Consider the following 21,924-nt stretch of genomic DNA (forward strand, 5'->3'; position numbering starts at 1 on the left):
ACCAAGCGTTATAGTTTAAACGAAGTATAGTTGTTCAACATATAAATTATTATTATCGTCTTCAACATACTCAATAATAAGTGTGCCAACTTTACGATCTTTATCTTCAGTTGTGAAAATAGAGTAAGAAGTAAAACGTGTTTTTGATAGGCCGCTTATATGTGTAGGTAAAGAAATGTAGTCTTTATCGCGGAAGAATTCCATCAGTTCAATATCCTCAAATTCTTTTCGGTCAACTTGTTTGTTTGTATAGCGGCGTTGAAGTTGTTTTAAAGACTCATTCCAAGAAATTGCTTTTGTGTCGTATACCATTGTTCTATCTCCTTACTGTATGTAATCATTAAGAACATACGTTCTAATCTAGTATACTCTTTTTATTCGAAAAGGGAAAGCAAAAAATAATGTAAGCTTGGATTCCCAAGCTTACATTATTGATGCGTCCGTCATAATCTCTATTTTTTATTATAAGTTAGATAGGAATAAGAAACAAGATGATATATATAATGTTGAGAGTTTTAAAAATTCTGTATATTATAGGTGTACTAAAGTGTAAGGGAATGAGAGGTATGGTATACGTAATTTCACTGCAAGGGCCGATGGCTAGCGGAAAAACAACATTGGCTAAAAGGTTAGAGAGATGTGGGCTTTCGGTTATATATGAAAATCCTTATCCAATTGTAGAAAAGCGAAAGCAATTAAATTTGGATATGAATTCAAAAGAAGGGTTTATCATAAATCAAAAAATGTTTATCGAAGCAAAAATTAAGGAGTTTCAAAATGTGAAAGGTTCAGTCGTAATTTTTGATCGCGGACCAGAAGACATTGAGTTTTTTACACTCTTTTATCCAACGATTATAGGGGAAGAGTGGGATATAGAAGCTGAATTGAAAGGTGAATTATATAAATTAAGAGAATGTCGTTCAGATGCCATTTTTTATTTAGATGTGACGAAAAAGAATGTATATGATAGAAAAAATAACGATAGGACAAGAAAACGAAGTACATTTGAGGAGCAATTTAAATTAGTAGAAACGGAAAAAGATTGGTATAAACAATTTCCTGTAACTTATTTGGATACGAATAGATTAACAGTGGACGATCTAGAGGTATATTTTATGTACTGGTTAAAGGAGAGAGGGCTATGAAAAAAATACTTTTATTTGTATACCCAACATTTGCAGAGTTTGAAATAACAGTAGCAACGGCATTGCTGAAGAATAAATTTGAAATCATTACAGCGGGCTTAACAAAAGAATTGATTATAAGTGAAACAGGTTTGCAAGTGCAACCGCATATAGAAGTAAGTGAAGTACGTGTAGATGAGTATGAGGGGATACTTATTCCAGGTGGAGAAGAAGTACAGTTGGAAGATGAAAAATCTCTTTTTTCAATCATTCGTCAATTTCATGAACAAGAAAAATTAGTGGGGGCAATTTGCGCTGGACCGTATGCGCTAGCAAAAGCGGGCTTATTTAAGGGGATTTCTTATACTGCGACTATAGATTATCAAAAGTTCGATTGTTTTCCAATAGAAAATTTCGTGTATAAAGAAGTTGTGCAACACTCAAATATCATTACAGCACAAGGGCATGCATTTGTACCATTCGGAATAGCAATTGCCTCTTATTTTGGAGTGGCAGACGAACATAATACCAATTTTTATGGTGGTAAAGGCAATGTAGTAATGGAGAAACTTTTACGAGAAAACGTGTAAAAGCTAGCAAATGCTAGCTTTTTTCTTTTTGACATCGATAAATTGCTAACGTTTTCGGATCGCGCCATATACCGTTATGAAGTGATAATTCATTTTCTACTTCTTCTTTTAGCCATTCCTTCATTTCCGCGTGAAGATATGTATTATCAGGTATATTTAGCGACGGAAACATGCTAGAAATATAGTTTACTATTGGAGTAGCATGATGAAAAACGAGCGCATTATGAATAACTGTTTCTTCAACAGTTGGAAAAACGGATTGTAATATCTCTTTACCGTTTTCTAAACAAAATGGAGTGACTGATGATGTTGTTTTCGGTAAATCAAATGCGTCTAACATGCGGTTACACATTTCAACTATACGAGGTAGTGTAACGCTAGAATTTGTTGTAGCTAAAAGTGAGCCGCCGGGACGAATTACTTTATGGAATCCTTGAATTGTTTTTTCAACATCTTTCATGTGATATAACATATGTCTTGCGATTATTAGGTCATAATAATTTGTTTTGAAAGGGAGTTTACTAGCATCCCCTCGTTTCCATTCTATTAAGTTATTTGTCTTAGCAGCCTCAGCAAGCATAGCTTCGGATTGATCCAATCCGGTTAATGGGCCTTTATGACCATTTGTTTGTAAAAGGGAAAGGAATTTTCCACTAGCACATCCAAGCTCTAATATGTTTTCTTCCCCTTGAAGTTGTAAATGTTTAATGACAATCGTATCTAAATCTACGTGTTTTTCTTCGTAATGTACATGTGTGTCTATGCGTGTTTGTAAATGGTTGCTAACGTTATATTGACGTTTTACATCATTCATTTTTTCACATTCCACCTTCGTGCAAAATTGCTGAATCGCATGTGTTAATACGTCGATTTTCTTTAAACCTTCGTAATGGAGTGCAGCTTCAAACCTTGCAAGTAATTTTTCTTCAATTCGAAAATGAATATCTTTTCGCTTCGTCATTGAAATCTCGCCCCTTTGCATCTGTTAGAGAGACTATAGCATGCTTGGAAAAATTGTGTAAATAATTTGTGTACACAAATGGAGGGGATGAAAAAATTGTTTGAATGTGAGTTTAAACTATTGACGATTTAACCGTTTTCATATATTCTTAAATTAAGTAATATTCAAATAATTCAAAAGAAATGAGAGAGTCACATGCTTCTTCAAGGAACACATCGAATTGGTCGTATGGCCATGCTGTTGGCACTTGCGGATGAAAATGAAAGTCCTGTATTATCCATTCCAAAAGGTTGGAAGTATTGTACGGGGAAAGTGGGTTCGATGAATTCGCAAAAGGTTGTCGCAGCAATGGAAACAGCGGCTAAGAGCAACCAAGTTATTGAAACAGACGTTTACAGAGAAACACATGCACTTTATCATGCAATTATGGAAGCTTTGTACGGAGTGACGAGAGGTCAAATTCAGTTAGCAGACGTTCTTCGTACAGTAGGACTTCGTTTTGCGATTGTGCGCGGTACACCATACGACGGAAAAAAAGAAGGCGAATGGGTTGCTGTTGCATTATATGGAACGATTGGTGCACCTGTAAAAGGATCTGAGCATGAGGCGATTGGTTTAGGAATTAATCACATATGATTTGCCCATAGTCTATTAGTTAGAAGGGGGCCTTACTTTTTTAGGACAGCAGTCTGTCTTAAAAAGATAAGGTCCCCTTTTGCCTTTTTAAGGAGGAAAAATGATGATTACGTTAACAGGACATACATTGACAGTTGAAGAAATGAAGAGGTTATTACTGGAAGGAGAAGGTGTAACAGCTTGTCCAACTAGTATGCAAAAGGTAGCGGAGTGCCGCGAAGTAGTTGAGAAAATTGTAGAGGACGGAAAAGTCGTTTACGGAATTACAACTGGATTTGGAAAGTTTAGTGATGTGCTTATCCAAAAAGATGATGTAAAGGCACTTCAGCATAATTTAATTCAGTCACATGCATGCGGGATTGGTGATCCATTCCCTGAAGAAGTATCGCGCGGAATGTTAATTTTACGAGCAAACACGATGCTTAAAGGAGTATCAGGCGTAAGGCCGCTTGTTGTAAATATGCTTCTTGAGTTTGTAAATCGTAAAATTCATCCAGTCGTTCCGCAACAAGGTTCACTTGGTGCGAGTGGAGATTTGGCACCTTTATCTCATCTTGCGCTTGTATTATTAGGCGAAGGTGAAGTGTTCTATAAGGGGAAACGCGTTCATGCAATGGTTGCTCTTACAGAAGAAGGGCTTGAGCCAATTGAACTTGAAGCGAAAGAAGGTCTTGCATTAATTAATGGTACGCAGGCGATGACAGCGCAAGGAGTTCTTTCTTATATAGAAGCAGAAGCAACGGCGTATCAAGCTGAACTAATTGCTTCGATGACAATTGAAGGGTTACAAGGCATTATTGATGCATTTGATGAAAATGTTCATAAAGCACGTGGTTATAAAGAGCAAGTGGATGTAGCAAGCAGAATTCGTGACATTCTTCATGATAGTAAGTTAACAACAAAACAAGGAGAACTACGTGTACAGGATGCCTATTCACTTCGTTGTATCCCGCAAGTACACGGTGCTTCTTGGCAAGTTTTGAATTATGTGAAAGAAAAATTAGAAATTGAAATGAATGCCGCAACAGATAATCCGCTAATCTTTGATGGCGGGGAAAAAGTAATTTCAGGTGGTAACTTCCACGGTCAACCGATTGCGTTTGCGATGGACTTCTTAAAAGTAGGAATGGCGGAACTTGCAAATATTTCAGAACGTCGTATTGAGCGTTTAGTAAATCCGCAATTAAATGATTTACCACCATTTTTAAGTCCAGAACCAGGACTACAGTCAGGTGCAATGATTATGCAGTATGCTGCAGCGTCACTTGTTTCTGAAAATAAAACGTTAGCACATCCGGCGAGTGTAGATTCAATTCCGTCTTCTGCTAACCAAGAAGATCATGTAAGTATGGGAACAATTGCTTCACGCCATGCACATCAGATCATTCAAAATGCAAGACGTGTTCTTTCAATTGAGATGATTTGTGCAATGCAAGCAGCAGAATATCGTGGTATTGAAAACATGAGTACAGTGACGAAGAGCTTCTACCATCAAGGCCGTCAACAAGTACCTTCTATTACAAATGACCGCATATTCTCAACTGATATTGAAAATATTGCACATTGGTTAAAAACGAATTATTCGATAAAAGAAAGATTAGATGTAAACGCAGCACTATAAAATGAGAAAAGGGAGAGATTGAAATGGAAAAAGTACAACAAACAATTCGCGCACCAAGAGGTACAGAGTTACAAACGAAAGGTTGGGTGCAAGAAGCAGCACTTCGAATGTTAATGAACAATTTAGATCCTGAGGTAGCTGAAAAACCAGAAGAATTAGTTGTATATGGCGGAATTGGCCGTGCAGCTCGTAACTGGGAAAGCTACAATGCAATCGTAGATTCATTAAAAACGTTAGAAAGCGATGAAACGTTACTTGTTCAATCAGGAAAACCAGTTGCCATTTTTAAATCACATGAAGACGCGCCGCGCGTTCTGTTAGCGAACTCAAACTTAGTACCAAAATGGGCGAATTGGGATCACTTCCGAGAACTAGAGAAAAAAGGTCTTATGATGTACGGACAAATGACAGCTGGTAGCTGGATTTACATTGGAACACAAGGTATTTTACAAGGAACATATGAAACATTTGGTGAAGCAGCTCGTCAACATTTCGACGGTTCATTAAAAGGTACATTAACACTTACTGCTGGTTTAGGTGGTATGGGTGGTGCACAACCTCTTGCTGTAACGATGAATGGCGGTGTTGTCATTGCTATTGATGTAGATAAGCGTAGTATCGATCGTCGTATTGAAAAGAGATATTGTGACATGTATACAGAATCATTAGAAGAAGCATTAACTGTTGCGAACGAGTATAAAGAGAAGAAAGAACCGATTTCTATTGGTTTATTAGGAAATGCGGCAGAGATTTTACCAGAATTAGTGAAGCGTAATATCACGCCAGATTTAGTTACGGATCAAACATCTGCTCATGACCCATTAAACGGTTATATTCCAGTAGGTTATACGTTAGAAGAGGCAGCGAAACTTCGTGAAGAAGACCCAGAACGTTACGTACAATTATCAAAAGAAAGCATGACAAAGCACGTAGAAGCAATGCTTGCGATGCAAGAAAAAGGCGCAATTACATTTGATTATGGAAATAACATTCGCCAAGTTGCTTTCGATGAAGGCTTGAAAAATGCATTCGATTTCCCAGGATTCGTTCCAGCATTTATCCGTCCATTATTCTGTGAAGGAAAAGGACCGTTCCGCTGGGTAGCACTTTCTGGTGATCCAGAAGATATTTATAAAACAGACGAAGTAATTTTACGCGAGTTCGCTGATAATGAACATTTATGTAACTGGATTCGTATGGCTCGTCAGCAAGTTGAATTCCAAGGCCTTCCATCACGTATTTGTTGGCTTGGTTACGGTGAGCGCGCGAAATTTGGTCGCATTATTAATGAAATGGTGGCAAATGGTGAATTATCAGCACCAATCGTTATCGGTCGTGACCATTTAGATTGCGGATCAGTAGCATCTCCAAACCGTGAAACAGAAGCGATGAAAGACGGTAGTGATGCAGTAGCAGACTGGCCAATTTTAAATGCATTAATTAACAGTGTAAACGGTGCAAGCTGGGTGTCTGTTCACCACGGTGGCGGCGTTGGTATGGGGTATTCACTTCACGCTGGAATGGTTATCGTTGCAGATGGAACAGAAGCAGCAGCAAAACGTATTGAGCGCGTATTAACTTCTGACCCTGGTATGGGTGTTGTTCGTCACGTGGATGCTGGATATGACTTAGCTGTGGAAACTGCGAAAGAAAAAGGCGTTAACATTCCAATGATGAAATAAGGGGGAGAAAACATGCTGGACACTTTACTAATAAATATTGGTCAATTACTAACAATGGATCAAGAAGATGGCTTGTTAAGACGGGAAGCGATGAACACGCTTCCTGTTATCGAAAACGGTGTGGTTGGAATTGAAAATGATGTAATCACTTTCGTTGGAACAGCGGAAGAAGCGAAAGGACTTCAGGCGAAAGAAGTTATTGATTGCGGCGGAAAAATGGTTTCTCCTGGTCTTGTCGACCCGCATACTCATCTTGTATTTGGTGGATCTCGCGAAAATGAAATCGCACTAAAATTACAAGGAGTTCCGTACTTAGAAATTTTAGAACAAGGTGGAGGTATTCTTTCAACTGTAAATGCAACGAAACAGGCGTCGAAGGAAGAGCTTGTTCAAAAAGCGAAATTCCATTTAGACCGTATGCTATCTTTCGGAGTTACTACTGTAGAAGCGAAGAGCGGTTACGGATTAGATGATGAGACGGAATGGAAACAATTAGAGGCAACTGCACAATTACAAAAAGAGCATCCGATTGATTTAGTTTCCACATTTTTAGGTGCTCATGCAGTTCCGAAAGAATATAAAGGTAGATCGAAAGAATTTTTACAATGGATGTTAGACCTACTACCAGAAATGAAAGAGAAGCAATTAGCGGAGTTCGTTGATATTTTCTGTGAAACAGGTGTGTTCTCTGTCGAAGAGTCAAAAGAGTTTTTATTAAAAGCGAAAGAGCTTGGCTTTGATGTGAAAATTCATGCAGATGAAATCGACCCTCTTGGTGGTGCGGAAGCAGCGGCAGAAATTGGTGCAGCATCAGCCGACCATTTAGTTGGCGCTTCTGATAAAGGGATTGAAATGCTTGCAAATTCGAATACAGTAGCAACATTATTACCAGGAACAACTTTCTATTTAAATAAAGAAAGCTTTGCTCGTGGTCGTAAAATGATTGATGAAGGTGTTGCAGTTGCGTTAGCTACAGACTTTAACCCAGGTAGCTGTCCAACTGAAAATATTCAGCTTATTATGAGCATTGCGATGCTAAAACTGAAAATGACACCAGAAGAAGTGTGGAATGCTGTAACGGTTAACTCATCATATGCCATTAACCGTGGTGATGTAGCTGGGAAAATTAGAGTTGGTCGTAAGGCAGATTTAGTTTTATGGGATGCTTACAATTATGCTTACGTACCGTATCATTACGGCGTAAGTCATGTGAATACAGTATGGAAGAATGGTAATATTGCATATACAAGAGGTGAACAATCGTGGAGCACGGCCACTATTTAAAGAAAAATGCAAAGTTTATTGATCGTGAAGTGACAAAATGGAGTGAGATGATTAAAGATTGGGAGGAAGGCGTAGAAATATTCGGTGCTGCTTTAATTGGAGCACCCCTTTCTAAACCATCTATTAGTCATTCAGGAGCAAGTTTTGCTCCAAAAACAATTCGAGCGATGTTAGATGCATACAGCACATATGCAATTACAGAAGAACACGATATGAAAGAAAGTGTCTTATATGATTGCGGCGATATTACGATGCATGTGACGGATATAAAAGAAAGTCATAACCGAATTGCGAAAACAGTTGGTCATGTAACGAAAGTAAATCCGAACATGATACCAATCGTTCTTGGTGGTGACCACTCGATTAGTTTTCCGAGTATAACAGGCTTTGCAAACAGTAAAGGAAAGGTCGGGATTATTCAATTTGATGCTCATCATGATTTGCGTAATTTAGATGATGGAGGCCCGTCAAATGGTACACCATTCCGTAGTTTACTAGAAAATGATGTCATTACAGGGAAACAACTTGTTCAAATTGGAATTCGTAATTTTTCTAACGCACGTACGTACCATGAATATGCAATAGAGCATGGCGTAACAGTGTATACAATGAAAGACGTACGAGAGCGAGAAATAAAAGATATTATCACGGAAAGTATTGAAGTGTTAAGAAAACAAGGTGTGACTTCTATTTATATTTCTCTTGATATGGATGTACTAGACCAAGCGTTTGCACCAGGTTGTCCAGCAATTGGGCCAGGTGGAATGGATAGTACGACTTTACTAGATGCGATTGAATTCCTTGGTAAAGAACCGCTCGTTCAAGGGATGGATATAGTAGAGATTGATCCAACTCTTGATTTCAGGGATATGACGAGTAGAGTAGCAGCGCAAGTGATTATGAGTTTTCTTTTAGCGAGGGAAATAGTTAGTAAGCAGGTTAGTATATAGACGGAAAAGTAGATCTTTATCTATGCCTTATCAAAAACACATTACTACTCAAATGTAGTAATGTGTTTTTATGTTAAAAGAGAATGAATGTGGGTGGAACCGTTAATAAAATTGCGGGTTTTTATAGTGTGTTATGTAAATTTAATTTCTTGCTTTTGAAGTATTGACGTGTAAAATAATTTTATGATAAAATGAAAATTTTGCTAAAAAACTAAAAGTGTGTTAAGCTTGAGAAGGTTACCATATATGGAGGTGGATTATTTGTTTCAAATTGGCGATAACATTGTTTATCCAATGCAGGGAGCAGGTATAATTAAAGCCATAGAAGAGAAGGAAGTCTCAGGAGAAAAACAACAGTATTATGTTATAAAAATGTCGGCTAGTAATATGGAACTAATGATTCCAGCAGGGAGAATATTGAATTCGAATATACGACCAGTGACGGATATAACCGCATTAGCACACATAATGGATATTTTTCAACATGGGGAATCAGATAGATTACTTACGTGGAAACAAAGGTATAAATTGAACACTGATAAAATAAAGACGGGTAAAATGCAAGAAGGTGCTGAAGTTGTGCGCGATTTAATGCGTATACAGAAAGAAAAAGCACTTAATGCAAGCGAAAAGAAGATGTTAGATAACGCATATGAATTTTTGATTAGTGAACTGGGATTAATTGAAGGTATCACAGAAAATCAGATAAAAAGCTTTTGTTAAGGTTCATTACAAATAATGTATTATATCCCAAAAAAGATCTTGAATTTTTTGGGAACATAATTATAGAAATTTTATCATTTCAAAGACATTCAACTCTTTCAAACCACTTTTAGAGCATTACCTCTATTGTTATTACTACAATCAAATCCATTTTTATTTTTTAATTTCATTTATGAATGTTCGAAGTTTAATTGAATACTTCGATAAAATAGTTACTTGATTTTTGCAATCCTGATTCACACTGGCACGGACGAGGAGCCGTAAGGATGAAAGAGAGGTAGGGCTTTCATTGTTTTAGGTATATAAGTTATTATTTTTAGAAGAATACTGAACCATATTCACTTCTATTGATAAGGTATTTTTTATATTAAAGAGATAAACGAATTGACAGCCATATATGGTCAACAAAAAAGGTTTCCTTCTAAGGAAACCTTTTTAATATTATTTATAGTATTTTATTTTTTTGATATTCGAATTTTTTATTGTAAAGTCGTAAAAATTGACGTTACTATCTAAAAGTAAGTATGATGCGATTATAGTAAGATTTTTTAGGGGGAAGAAAAATGACAAGTTCAAGTAATAAAGCAGCGAGTATTTATGAAGGAACAAATGTAAACGCTGGTGGATCTTTTGAAAACGTTGAAGAAACAAAGTTGTTTGATCCAATTCAAATTGGAGCTTGGTCTCTTCGTAATCGTATAGCGATGGCACCGATGACAAGATGCTTTGCAGATAATGAAACTGGAGTAGTTGGTGCTGATGTAGTGGAGTACTACAGAAAACGTGCTGCGGATGGAATTGGACTAATTATTACAGAAGGAATTGTCATTAGTCCGAGAGCAAAAGGGAACCCGGGAGTACCAGGTATTTATACACAAGAACAAATCGATTCTTGGAAACCTGTTACAGAGGCAGTACATAAAGAAGGCGGGACGATTATTGCTCAAATATGGCATGTTGGGCGTATGAGTCATCATGAAATAATTGGTGGTCAAATGCCGCAAGCACCATCTGCTATCGCTGCAGAGGGAAATGTTCCACGCTTTCGTAAACCGTTTGATACGCCAGAAGCAATGACGTTAGAAGAAATACAAGAAGTAATCGGTCAATACGCACAAGCTGCGAAAAATGCGATCGAAGCTGGATTTGATGGAGTAGAAATTCACGGTGCACACGGATATTTAATCGATCAATTTACGTATGAGTTTGCGAATAAGCGAACAGATAAATATGGCGGTAATTTAAAACAAAGGTTAACGTTTATGAAAGAAGTAACGGCGGCTGTAATAGAAGCTGTTGGAGCTAATAAAACACTTCTTCGCTTCTCTGCTTTCAAAGGCGATAATCCTACTTATATGTGGGAAAACCCTGAGCTTGCAATTGAAACGTTCGTAAATATGTTCAAAGAAGTTGGATTAACGATGATCCATCCCTCAACGATGAATTATACGCAAGAGATTGCTGACGGAAAGAATTTTCATCAACTAGTAAGAAAATATTGGGATGGTACGATTGTTGGGGTTGGTAATTTAAATCCGAAAGAGGCCGAAGAAGCGTTGCAAGAAGGAACAATTGATGTAGTGGCATTCGGCAGACCGTTAATTGCTAATCCAGACTTTGTTCATCGAATTAAACATGCTGAAAGTTTAGTTGAATATGACGCGAAAGAGCATCTTGCTACGTTAGTATGAATAAAGATAAAAGGAGAGCACACCGAGTGTTCTCCTTTTATTATGGGATTTCATAGGGGGAAGCGGGATGAGTGAAACGCTACTCGTTATTATTAGTATATTACTATTTTTAATGTTGCTTTTAATCATCTTTTTTATCATTACATTTTTTATAAAAAAACGAACACATCATTCTATTTTAAAGTTACATCCGTACTTAGGAAGAATGCGCTACTTACTGGAAAAGATAGGGCCTGAATTTCGACAATATTGGTTTGATCATGATACGGATGGAAAGCCTTTCTCACGTTATGATTTTCAAAGTGTTATGTTTTTAGCGAAATATCGCTCTGAAATACTTGGTTTTGGATCAAAACGAGATTTTGAAGCTTCTGGCTATTATATTGCTAATACATTATTTCCGATATTAACTGAGGAATTAAGTGTGAATCTTTCGCAAGAGCGGGAAGGTAAAAAGTACATGATTCATAAAGAAGGGTTATTTTCAAGAAGAGAAAAATTGACAGCGGATACAACGAATCTTTGGCTGTACGAAGAAGATGATGCAATTATAGTCGGTGAAAACCGTAAATATCCGTGGAAACTACATGGCATGTTTGGAGCATCTGCGACTTCTTACGGCGCGATTGGAGAAAATTATATTTTAGCGAGTGGTTTTGGAGCGAAAATGGCAGGCGGATCGTGGATTAATACTGGTGAAGGTGGCGTTATTCCAGAACATTTACATACAGGAGCGAATATCGTTGCGCAAATTGGTCCAGGGTTATTTGGGTACCGTGATGAGGACGGTAATTTTTCAATGGGAAAATTCATGGAGAAAGCGAAAGAAAGTAATATTAGAGCATTCGAATTGAAATTTGGGCAAGGTGCTAAAATACGTGGTGGTCATCTAGAGGGACAAAAAGTAAATGAGAAAATTGCTTTTGTTCGCAACGTCCGAAAGGGAGAGACGATTAATTCACCGAATCGATTTTCATTTTTAAAGAATGCAGTGGATACACTTTGTTTTATTCAACAGTTGCAAGAAAGCGGCGGTAAACCAGTTGGAATGAAAATTGTAATTGGTCAGCAGGAGCCTTTGGAAGATTTAATAAAAACAATGAAAGAACTAAATATTTACCCAGATTTTATTACAATAGACGGTTCAGAAGGCGGATCAGGGGCAACGTATAAATCGATGGCAGATTGTATGGGACTGCCGCTTATTCCAGCATTACTTACATTTATCGATACAGCAAATTATTATGGTGTCCGTAACAAGTTTAAAGTATTTGCATCGGGTAAATTAATCACACCAGATAAAGTGGCGATTGCTTTAGCGATTGGAGCGGATGCTGTAAGTTCAGCCCGCGGATTTATGATGGCAAGCGGCTGTATTATGGCCCTTCAATGTAATTCTGGCCAATGTCCATCTGGTGTAGCCACGACGAATCCGCATTATCAAAAAGCGTTAGATCCGTATGAGAAGAAGTGGCGAGTCATGAATTATATTATTAGTATGAGATATAGTTTATTTTCATTAGCAGCGGCAGCGGGAGTGAAGAGCCCGCGCCATTTAACTAGAGAGCATATTGTGTTTAAAGACGAGGTGGGGAGAGTAGTTCCTCTTTCGGAATTGTTTCCTATAGTAAATCAAACCTAAAAGTATATTTGATATGTAAGATTTTTTAAAGGAATAATCATATTTTTGGAAAAATTAGGAGTATAATAGGAAAGTATTTTTAAAAATGACTATGTTTAGGGAGAGATTCACTTGCAGCAAGGTTCTTACAGTATTACAATTTTTTTACTCGTCATAGGGCTCGTTATATTTAGACGCATGCGCTCTATGAATCGACCAATTAATAATAAAGGAAGACAACTACTATTGCCATTATTTTTCTTATTACCAGGTTTTTCTTTATATGCTGCACCGATGCAACTTGCTGATTGGCAAATTGGTATAGCTGCTGGGATCGGACTGTTATTGTCAATTCCACTTATTATTTTAAGTGGGTATGAAGTCAGAGAAGATGGTCAAATTTATGCAAAAAAAAGTATCGCTTTTATTGCTACATTTTTAGTTATCGTTCTTTTACGTGCTTATTTTAGAAGACATTTACAAGGTTTAGATCCAAAGTCAATCGGCATTCTTTTCTATACTCTTGCGGTTTGTTATATAGTACCTTGGCGTATTGGATGCTATATGAAATTTCGTAAAGTATATGTAGAGAAAGCGAAAATTGAGACGTCAATAAGCTAAAAGTCATACATTTGTATGGCTTTTTCTTTTAAAATTTATCGGGTAAACGAATTAAGGTGTGAAAAAACACTGTTTAATTTTCCGAATATTATCACTTTAATTTCTTAAAAAATCATTGTAATCCACTGGGATAAAGGCGTTTATAAAGGTTTTCACATGTAATAAAAAGTGCTCGTTCACTTGAAAGAACAAAAAATGTTTGTTAAGGTAGGGAACCATAAGCGAAAACAAGAAAATAGAAAAAGTCATTTTTCGAAATTTTGAATGGCTTATGGAATAAGGGAGAGATTTGGTGAAGATTGAAATTATGGTTTCGCTTGCTATTTATATGGCAGGTATGTTGTATATCGGATATTGGTCTTATAAGAAGACATCCGATTTATCAGATTATATGTTAGGTGGAAGGGGACTCGGTCCAGCAGTTACAGTTTTATCAGCTGGTGCTTCTGACATGAGTGGTTGGATGCTAATGGGATTACCTGGTGCGATGTATGCAACAGGATTATCAAGTGTATGGATTGCGATAGGTTTATTAATAGGTGCTTATGCAAACTATTTAATCATTGCCCCACGTTTACGAACGTATACAGAAGTGGCAAATGATTCAATTACGATTCCAGACTTTTTAGAGAATCGGTTTAAAGATCGTACGAAAATACTTCGTTTTGTCTCCGCTATCGTCATTTTAGTATTTTTCACATTCTATGCGTCGGCTGGTTTAGTTTCAGGTGGACGTTTGTTTGAAAATTCTTTCAACCTAGATTATAAAATTGGTTTATTTGTAACAGTGGGTGTCGTTGTTGCGTATACACTATTCGGTGGCTTTCTAGCCGTAAGCTGGACGGACTTTGTACAAGGTTGTATTATGTTTATTGCGCTTGTACTAGTGCCAATTGTTGCTTTTACGGATGTCGGTGGTGTAACAGAAACATTTAATACGATTAAACAAGTCGATGCATCGCATTTAGATATGTTTAAAGGGACCACAATACTTGGCATTATTTCATTTTTAGCATGGGGACTTGGGTATTTTGGTCAACCGCATATTATTGTCCGTTTTATGGCAATTACCTCTATTAAAGATTTAAAGACTTCTCGTAGAATCGGTATCGGTTGGATGACGATTTCAATTATAGGTGCAATGCTTACTGGTCTAATTGGTATCGCTTATTATGCTAAAAATAATGCGACATTACAAGACCCAGAAATGGTCTTTGTAACATTCTCCAATATTTTATTCCATCCGTACATTACAGGATTTTTATTATCAGCTATTTTGGCTTCGATTATGAGTAGTATTTCCTCACAATTACTTGTTATTTCAAGTGCAGTAACGGAAGACTTCTATAAAACATTTTTCCGTCGTAATGCAAGTGACAAAGAACTTGTATTTATCGGTAGATTGTCAGTATTAGTAGTAGCTATGATCGCAGTTGTTTTAGCGTATCATCCAAGTGATACAATTTTAACACTTGTAGGTTATGCTTGGGCTGGATTTGGTTCAGCGTTCGGACCAGCCATTTTATTAAGTTTATATTGGAAAAGAACGAATAAATGGGGCGTTCTTGCAGGTATGATTGTTGGTGCAGTAGTTGTTATAGCATGGGTAAAAATTCCAAGTTTAAAAGCAATTATGTATGAAATGGTACCTGGATTTTTCTGTAGTTTATTAACTGTTATCGTTGTAAGTTTATTAACGAAAGAACCCGTTAAGGCAGTTCATCGTGAATTTAATGAGATGGAAGCAATATTGGAAGAAGAAACGAAATGATTAGCGAAGAGAGTAAACGAAACTGGCGTTTACTCTCTTTTTATTTAAAATGAAAATAAGGAACTTATTGACAACTAAAAGTAAGTAACTTATAATAAATTTGAGTTCAAGTTAATTTGTACTTTGAATAAAGATTTTAAATGGAGTAAATATTTTTTAAAAACTATCTCGAATTTGAGATGAATTGACAAGCTGGAAGTTAATGTGTATTTTTATAATCAATATCTCGAATTCGAGATAAAATTATAATGACGGATTTTACTTTGTAGCATGGACAAAATGAATAATGAATTTAAATGTAAAAGAATTTTTATAATGAAATAAAAAAGGAGTGGAAGAAATGGAAAAGAAAACAATGGGAATCCATCACATTACAGCGATTGTAGGGCATCCACAAGAAAATGTAGACTTTTATGCTGGTGTATTAGGGTTACGTTTAGTGAAACAAACAGTGAATTTTGATGATCCAGGTACGTACCACCTTTATTTTGGAAATGAAGGAGGAAAACCTGGAACAATTATTACGTTTTTCCCATGGGCAGGTGCTCGTCAAGGTATTATTGGGGATGGTCAAGTAGGAATTACGTCTTACGTTGTACCAAAAGGTGCAATGGAGTTTTGGGAAAATAGATTAGAAAAATTCGATGTTTCGTATACGAAAATGACTCGTTTTGGAGAGGAGTATTTAGAATTTGATGATCCGCATGGTTTGCATATAGAATTAGTTGAAAGAGAAGCAGGCGAATTAAATAATTGGAGTTTTGGAGAAGTTACACCAGAAGTAGCAATTAAAGGGTTTGGAGGTGCTGTTCTTTTATCTGCACAGCCTCAAAAAACAGCTGAATTGTTAGAACATATTATGGGTCTTGAGAAAATTGGAGAAGAGGGTGAATTTGTTCGATTCCGTTCTTCTGCTGATATTGGAAATATTATTGATTTGAAATTATCAACAATCGGTCGTGGCCAAATGGGCGTTGGTACAGTTCATCATATAGCTTGGAGAGCGATTGACGATGCTGATCAGCTAGACTGGAAAGAGCATGTGTCGCGTTTTGGATATCACGTAACTCCTGTACAAGATCGAAATTATTTTAACGCGATTTATTTTAGAGAACATGGTGAAATCTTATTTGAAATTGCAACAGATCCTCCTGGTTTCGCTCATGATGAATCGTTAGAGACGATGGGTGAGGAATTAAAGTTACCGGAACAATATGAACAACATAGAAAACAGATTGAACAAACGCTTTTACCATTTGAAGTGAGAAATTTAGATTAAAGTGATTGAAGGGGGAACAGGATTATGATGAAACATGTTTTTCAAAAAGGAAAAGATACGTCAAAACCAGTGTTGTTATTACTTCATGGCACAGGTGGTAATGAATTAGATTTACTACCACTTGCAGAAATAATTGATCCGGAAGCGTCGGTATTAAGCGTTAGGGGAAATGTGTTAGAGAATGGGATGCCGCGTTTCTTCCGCCGATTAGCAGAGGGCATTTTTGATGAAGAGGATTTAATTTTCCGTACGAAGGAATTAAATGAATTTTTAGATGAAGCGGCTAAAGAATATAAATTCGATAGAAATAACATTGTAGCTATCGGTTATTCGAATGGGGCAAATATCGCAGCAAGCTTATTATTCCATTACGAAAATGCATTAAAAGGTGCTGTGCTTCATCACCCAATGGTACCTAGAAGAGGAATGCAATTAGCAAATTTAGCAGGGAAATCTGTGTTTATTGCTGCTGGGACAAATGACCCAATTTGTTCATCAGCAGAGTCAGAGGAATTGAAGGTACTATTAGAAAATGCAAATGCGAATGTAACAATGCATTGGGAAAATCGAGGGCATCAATTAACGATGGGTGAAGTAGAAAAAGCAAAAGAGTGGTATGACAAAGCATTTTAAAAAAAGAAGCATCTGCTAACGATTAGTAGATGCTTCTTTTTTATTTAAGACTGGATTGCGAGATGAGATGAAGAAAGTGGTAGCTCAATATCAACAATCGTACCTTTATTTAATTCGCTTGAAATGTGTAATCTACCATGATGTTCTTCAATTATTTTGTAACACATCATTAATCCTAGTCCTGTGCCTTTTTCTTTTAAACTATAAAAAGGTTCGCCTAGACGGGAGATACGATCTTCAGGAATGCCGCAACCTTCATCGATAATTCGTATTAAGATGAAATTATCCTCTAATGGTTTTGTTTGGATGAAAATATTTCCGCCATTTGGCATTGCTTCTATCGCATTTTTTAATATGTTTATAAACACTTGTTTTAATTGGTTACCGTCACATTGAATATCATATACGTAATCAAAATGATCCATGATGATATGAACGCTATGCATAATTGCAGTCGGTAAAATAAATGTAACTACCTCTTCAATTAAAGTTTGTATGTTACAAGTTTGGATAGATAATACTTGTGGCTTAGACATCGCCATAAATTGACTCGTGATGGATTCCATTTGTGAAATCTCACTTAACATAACATCGATATACCATTTCTGCTCCTCACTTATTTCAGGGAGGAGCAACGTTAGAAAACCTTTTAGAGAAGTGAGTGGATTTCGAATTTCATGGGCAATTCCAGCTGTCAGTTGTCCGACTACTGCGAGCTTCTCTGATTTTCGTAGTAACTTTTCAGTTTCTTTTAGCTCAGTAACATCTCTCCCCATCACGATAAGACCTTTGCGAGAACCATCAGGATGATAAAGCGGAACTTTTGATATACTTAAGATTAGATCGAAATCATCTCTATGTATAATAAATTCCTCGCCATGAAGAATTTGTCTTTGTTGCCATGCTAGTTCATCGATTTCTTCACAATGTAAAAAAGCTTCTCGGTATGCTTCATTATATTGAATGAGTTCGCTATCTTTTTTCCCGTGGTAAGGTACATGATGGAAATTGAAGCAAGAAAGTGCGTAATCATTTGCCTCAAGCCAGCGCCCTTCATGATCTTTAAATATAACAAACGCAGGCATGGAGTTTACTAATGTACGTAATCTCTTCTCACTTTCTTTTAGCATATTCTCAATTCTTTCTGATTTTTCAAGCGGCTTCATAATAGCATATACGCCAGTAAGACGATTTTGAACAAAAATAGGAACTAGTTTTGTCACAACATCTAATAAGAATCCATTTTTATGATAAATAGATAAGATATACTCTTGTTGATTATCCGCTTCAGTATTCTTTATATTTTGTAATACTTGCTCAGAAATATGGGCTTCTAAAATAGAGGTAATATTTTTCTGTTCTAATTCTAAAGAAGTGTAACCTAATATTCTTTCGGCAGAAGGATTTATATGTAGAATAACTCCTTCTAAATTTAATGAAATAATACTATCAGGATTGTGTTCGAACAGAGATGCGTACATTTCTGTTAATGAACGATCTTGTATATGGTTTCGCAAACGTCTAGAAATGTTCGGATGACGTTTTTTTTGAGTTGGTGAATATTTTTTACGACTCATAATAGTTCCTCCGTACAAATAGCATCTAAAAAGATTTGTCTATTCATAACTATAATATAGATGTAATGTGTATTTCTATAAAAAATGGAAGTTATAGAATAAATTTTGTTTTTTTTATTTTTTGCAAGGTGAATGCAGGATGGTAATAAGGGGAGCTTATATTGTTTTATAAACCTGTTGTAAGTTACAGACGGCTGTTTTCCGTATAACATTAGGGTAGAGGAGGGGGAGAGAAAATGAAAAATTATATTCAAGGGATTGATCACGTGCAAGTAGCTGCACCTGTAGGGTGTGAAGAAGAGGCGCGTGATTTTTATGGGAATACGATTGGTATGGAAGAAATTCCAAAGCCAGAAGAGTTGAAAAAACGAGGTGGATGTTGGTTTAAATGCGGAAATCAAGAAATCCATATTGGTGTCGAGCGGAACTTTACACCAGCTAAAAAGGCTCATCCAGCTTTTTATGTGAATGAAATTAATGAATTTAAGCAAACACTTATAGAGCAAGGTGTTAAAGTGATTGATGATTATGCACGGCCAGATGTAATTCGATTTTACGTGTCAGATCCATTTGGAAACCGAATTGAATTTATGCAAAATAAAGACTAGGTGGATTCCCACCTAGTCTTTAACTTCTTCTGAAAAGTCCTAACACTTCTACAGTTTCTGTAATATTAACGAAAGCATTCGGGTCGATTTCAGAAATTGTTAGTTTCATACTTGCTAATTCTTCACGAGAAACTACGGTCATAAGTACACGCTTTTTCTCGCTTGAATAAGCACCTTCGCCATCAAGTAACGTTATTCCACGTACAACAGTTGAAAGAAGTTGTTTTTTCATTTTTTCTGCTTCATTTGTTACAATCATAAGTGTAACTTTACGATGTTTTGTATGAACAGCATCAATTACTTTACCAGTTACATAAATTGAAAGTAAGCTTGTAAGTGCAACATCCCAGGTGAAGAAGAATCCTGCGATTATTACAACGACTGCATTTAAAATAATAAGGAATCCGCCAAGTTTAATGTCTCGCTTGCGGGATAAAAGCATACCGATAATATCAAATCCACCAGTGGATCCATTACAGTTAAAAACAAGACCAATACCAGCTCCGGCGATGACACCTCCGAAGATAGAAGATAACAATGGGTCTGTTGCTACGACTTTTACTGGAACGTAGTATAATGCAACAGATAATACAACTACAGAGACAACTGTGTTAAAAATTACTTTTTTTCCAAGACCTATGTACCCTAAAATAAGGATAGGTAAGTTTAATACAAAGTTAATAATGCCTGTGTTTACAGGGGTTACAATCCCTAAAATAATAGCAATTCCGCCAATTCCACTACTTAAAATTTTGTGGGGGATAAGGAAAAGATTAAAGGCAACCGCAATAATAATAGAACCGATAATAACACCAAGGAATCTGACCATTTCTTTCCCGTCCTTCACTGAAAAATTCATATTATTTCAAGATTATATATGATATTGAAAGTTTTGGGTAAAAACAGTTTATTTAGGTAAATTAGATTAATCAAAAGAATTTGAGTATTTTATCATTTGAAAGGGGATACAGTTGTGAAGATAAAAACATATCAACAGAAAAGCCCGTTGAAGCAAGAATGTGAGGATTCTTATTTTTGTAATAAAGAAAAAAAGATTTATGGTGTATGTGACGGTGCAACACCACTTGTCCCGTTTCGTGATGAAAAGGGACATAATGGAGCATACATCGCTTCGCATTTATTTGCAAGTTATTTTACTGCATTACGAGAGAATCATAGTTTACAATTTGCAGTTGCCAAAGCAAATGAAGCATTGCAAAGCAAAATGTTAGAATATGAAGTAGACACGAGAAAAAAAGAGCATTTGTGGTGCACATGTATCGCGGCAGTCCAAATAGTTGGTGAGAAAATTGAATATGCGCAGCTTGGGGACTGTATGATTGTCGCAACTTTTCAAAATGGAACGATGCAAGTATTAACGAAAGACACAGTTGAAGGAATTAGTAAAAGAGCAAAAAAGAAGAGGGAAGAAGATCGTAAAAAAGGGTTATCTGTACCAGAAGAATATGTTTTTCAAGATGTTCGAGAACAGTTAAAATACAATCGTTATCTTGCAAATATGCCAAATGGTTATTCAGTTGCAAATGGAATGAAAGAAGCGATACATTATTTACAACATGGTGAATTACATACAGATGAAGTGAGTGGGATTTTTATTTGTTCAGACGGGTTATTTCACCCAGATTGGTCATTAGAACAAACTGTTGCATATATAAGAAAGAATAGTATAAACGAATATATAGCAATTATTGAAGAGCTAGAAGCGGAAAAGAGAATAAGGCCAGATGATAAAACGATTATTATGATTGATTTTTAAGAGGAGGCAGTTCAAATGGAAATTAAACGTGTCAATCTAACATTTCAAGATGAATTAGTTTCTTTAGAAAAAGTAAACAAACTGATTATTCACCATACAGCTGAAGATGGATGGGACGTGTATAAAACGCATGAATTTCATCAAACTGTAAGGGGGTGGAGCGGAATTGGTTACAACTATTTTATCGAAAAGGATGGAACTGTAGTGGAAGGACGAGGTTTACATATTGGAGCGCACGCGAAAGACCATAACCGCCATACAATTGGAATATGTATGACGGGAAATTTCGATAAATACGATCCAACTCCTGCACAAGTGAATGCATTATATTCTTTATGTAAACTGTTTATGAAGCAATTTGCTATAAAGAAAGAAAATATACTCGGTCATAGAGAGTTAGAAGGAGTTACAAAAAGCTGTCCTGGTAATCGTTTTTCTATGGTAGAGTTAAGGAAGATACTATCTTAAATATAGAGGAGTAACAACGATGATGAATATAAAAATACCAAATGATAAAAAAGAAGAACTTGTAGCACAAATTCAGCAATTTTTTATGGAAGAAGATTTAGATGAAATTGGACGTTTCCAAGCAGAGCGTTTAATAGAAGAAATGATTAAATTAGTTGGACCGTTTGCATATAATCAAGCAATTGGAGATGCAAGAAAGCTTGTAAGTGAGAAATTAACGAATATGGAAGAAGATTTATACGTGCTAGAAAAGAATGAAGGAAAATAAAAAAAGAGCCGATGGGCTCTTTTTTTCAGAGTGTTGGGA

The 21,924-nt window shown here is 36.3% G+C and carries 22 protein-coding genes; 18 read left to right on the forward strand and 4 right to left on the reverse strand.

The window, feature by feature from the left end:
* Positions 1 to 15: 15 nt before the first annotated feature.
* Positions 16 to 312 carry a hypothetical protein gene (locus DN400_RS25920; protein WP_065229207.1) on the reverse strand — a complete coding sequence of 99 codons (297 nt, stop codon included), beginning with the start codon at positions 310 to 312 and terminating at the stop codon, positions 16 to 18.
* A 245-nt stretch (positions 313 to 557) separates the two neighbouring features.
* Between DN400_RS25920 and DN400_RS25930 the strand changes: the two genes are divergently transcribed.
* Positions 558 to 1,145, forward strand: coding sequence for an AAA family ATPase (locus DN400_RS25930; protein ID WP_072941421.1), 588 nt, complete (start codon positions 558 to 560; stop codon positions 1,143 to 1,145).
* A complete protein-coding gene (locus DN400_RS25935) occupies positions 1,142 to 1,714 on the forward strand; it encodes a DJ-1/PfpI family protein (protein WP_147802015.1) in 573 nt (190 codons plus the stop codon). The genes DN400_RS25930 and DN400_RS25935 overlap by 4 nt, the downstream gene beginning before the upstream one ends.
* A gap of 13 nt (positions 1,715 to 1,727) precedes the next feature.
* Here DN400_RS25935 and DN400_RS25940 read toward each other — a convergent pair whose 3' ends face one another.
* Positions 1,728 to 2,675: a class I SAM-dependent methyltransferase gene (locus DN400_RS25940; RefSeq protein WP_147802016.1), complete on the reverse strand. Its 948-nt coding sequence runs from the start codon at positions 2,673 to 2,675 to the stop codon at positions 1,728 to 1,730.
* A 195-nt stretch (positions 2,676 to 2,870) separates the two neighbouring features.
* Here DN400_RS25940 and hutP point away from each other — a divergent pair, with 195 nt between their 5' ends.
* The 12 genes from hutP to DN400_RS26000 all read left to right on the forward strand — a co-directional run bounded on the left by hutP (position 2,871) and on the right by DN400_RS26000 (position 17,187).
* Positions 2,871 to 3,311 carry a hut operon transcriptional regulator HutP gene (gene hutP / locus DN400_RS25945; RefSeq protein ID WP_000926516.1) on the forward strand — a complete coding sequence of 147 codons (441 nt, stop codon included), beginning with the start codon at positions 2,871 to 2,873 and terminating at the stop codon, positions 3,309 to 3,311.
* Between the two features lie 103 nt (positions 3,312 to 3,414).
* Positions 3,415 to 4,932 carry a histidine ammonia-lyase gene (gene hutH, locus DN400_RS25950; RefSeq protein WP_000631871.1) on the forward strand — a complete coding sequence of 506 codons (1,518 nt, stop codon included), beginning with the start codon at positions 3,415 to 3,417 and terminating at the stop codon, positions 4,930 to 4,932.
* 23 nt (positions 4,933 to 4,955) lie between these two features.
* Positions 4,956 to 6,614: a urocanate hydratase gene (gene hutU / locus DN400_RS25955; RefSeq protein WP_065229204.1), complete on the forward strand. Its 1,659-nt coding sequence runs from the start codon at positions 4,956 to 4,958 to the stop codon at positions 6,612 to 6,614.
* 12 nt (positions 6,615 to 6,626) lie between these two features.
* Positions 6,627 to 7,898, forward strand: a complete 1,272-nt coding sequence (hutI, locus tag DN400_RS25960; protein WP_000887549.1) for an imidazolonepropionase — start codon at positions 6,627 to 6,629, stop codon at positions 7,896 to 7,898.
* On the forward strand, positions 7,877 to 8,848 hold the full coding sequence (hutG, locus tag DN400_RS25965) for a formimidoylglutamase (protein ID WP_016512447.1): 972 nt from the start codon (positions 7,877 to 7,879) through the stop codon (positions 8,846 to 8,848). The genes hutI and hutG overlap by 22 nt, the downstream gene beginning before the upstream one ends.
* A gap of 261 nt (positions 8,849 to 9,109) precedes the next feature.
* Positions 9,110 to 9,571 (forward strand): CarD family transcriptional regulator, encoded by a 462-nt coding sequence (locus DN400_RS25970; RefSeq protein ID WP_014482101.1) that lies wholly within the window; start codon positions 9,110 to 9,112, stop codon positions 9,569 to 9,571.
* A 563-nt stretch (positions 9,572 to 10,134) separates the two neighbouring features.
* Positions 10,135 to 11,262: an alkene reductase gene (locus DN400_RS25975; protein ID WP_000204598.1), complete on the forward strand. Its 1,128-nt coding sequence runs from the start codon at positions 10,135 to 10,137 to the stop codon at positions 11,260 to 11,262.
* Between the two features lie 67 nt (positions 11,263 to 11,329).
* A complete protein-coding gene (locus DN400_RS25980) occupies positions 11,330 to 12,904 on the forward strand; it encodes an FMN-binding glutamate synthase family protein (RefSeq protein ID WP_000005147.1) in 1,575 nt (524 codons plus the stop codon).
* 111 nt (positions 12,905 to 13,015) lie between these two features.
* Positions 13,016 to 13,504 carry a cytochrome c biogenesis protein CcdC gene (locus DN400_RS25985; protein WP_065229202.1) on the forward strand — a complete coding sequence of 163 codons (489 nt, stop codon included), beginning with the start codon at positions 13,016 to 13,018 and terminating at the stop codon, positions 13,502 to 13,504.
* A 292-nt stretch (positions 13,505 to 13,796) separates the two neighbouring features.
* Positions 13,797 to 15,275, forward strand: coding sequence for a sodium/proline symporter PutP (putP, locus tag DN400_RS25990; RefSeq protein ID WP_147802017.1), 1,479 nt, complete (start codon positions 13,797 to 13,799; stop codon positions 15,273 to 15,275).
* Positions 15,276 to 15,615: 340 nt separating this feature from the next.
* Positions 15,616 to 16,554 carry a ring-cleaving dioxygenase gene (locus DN400_RS25995; protein ID WP_000412726.1) on the forward strand — a complete coding sequence of 313 codons (939 nt, stop codon included), beginning with the start codon at positions 15,616 to 15,618 and terminating at the stop codon, positions 16,552 to 16,554.
* A 24-nt stretch (positions 16,555 to 16,578) separates the two neighbouring features.
* Entirely contained in the window at positions 16,579 to 17,187 is a 609-nt protein-coding gene (locus DN400_RS26000) for an alpha/beta hydrolase (RefSeq protein ID WP_000975455.1), read from the forward strand.
* Positions 17,188 to 17,231: 44 nt separating this feature from the next.
* Here the strand turns inward: DN400_RS26000 and DN400_RS26005 are convergent, their stop codons facing one another.
* Positions 17,232 to 18,764 (reverse strand): BA3702 family sensor histidine kinase, encoded by a 1,533-nt coding sequence (locus DN400_RS26005; RefSeq protein WP_000087652.1) that lies wholly within the window; start codon positions 18,762 to 18,764, stop codon positions 17,232 to 17,234.
* Between the two features lie 236 nt (positions 18,765 to 19,000).
* Between DN400_RS26005 and DN400_RS26015 the strand changes: the two genes are divergently transcribed.
* Positions 19,001 to 19,372, forward strand: a complete 372-nt coding sequence (locus DN400_RS26015; protein WP_000800772.1) for a VOC family protein — start codon at positions 19,001 to 19,003, stop codon at positions 19,370 to 19,372.
* Between the two features lie 19 nt (positions 19,373 to 19,391).
* On the opposite strand, the gene DN400_RS26020 is transcribed toward DN400_RS26015, so the two are convergent.
* Entirely contained in the window at positions 19,392 to 20,201 is an 810-nt protein-coding gene (locus tag DN400_RS26020) for a YitT family protein (protein WP_000251344.1), read from the reverse strand.
* 126 nt (positions 20,202 to 20,327) lie between these two features.
* Here DN400_RS26020 and DN400_RS26025 point away from each other — a divergent pair, with 126 nt between their 5' ends.
* Genes DN400_RS26025 through DN400_RS26035 form a run of 3 tightly spaced genes read left to right on the forward strand, consistent with a single transcriptional unit; the run spans position 20,328 to position 21,885 of the window.
* The gene (locus DN400_RS26025) at positions 20,328 to 21,149 is read left to right on the forward strand and encodes a protein phosphatase 2C domain-containing protein (protein ID WP_002041632.1); all 822 of its coding nucleotides are present in this window, start codon (positions 20,328 to 20,330) and stop codon (positions 21,147 to 21,149) included.
* A gap of 15 nt (positions 21,150 to 21,164) precedes the next feature.
* Positions 21,165 to 21,617: a peptidoglycan recognition protein family protein gene (locus DN400_RS26030; RefSeq protein WP_000404003.1), complete on the forward strand. Its 453-nt coding sequence runs from the start codon at positions 21,165 to 21,167 to the stop codon at positions 21,615 to 21,617.
* 19 nt (positions 21,618 to 21,636) lie between these two features.
* Entirely contained in the window at positions 21,637 to 21,885 is a 249-nt protein-coding gene (locus tag DN400_RS26035; protein WP_000981066.1) for a DUF2164 domain-containing protein, read from the forward strand.
* Positions 21,886 to 21,924: the final 39 nt, after the last annotated feature.

It is taken from the genome of Bacillus sp. AR8-1 (assembly GCF_008042345.1).
In the GTDB taxonomy this organism is placed as follows: domain Bacteria; phylum Bacillota; class Bacilli; order Bacillales; family Bacillaceae_G; genus Bacillus_A; species Bacillus_A cereus.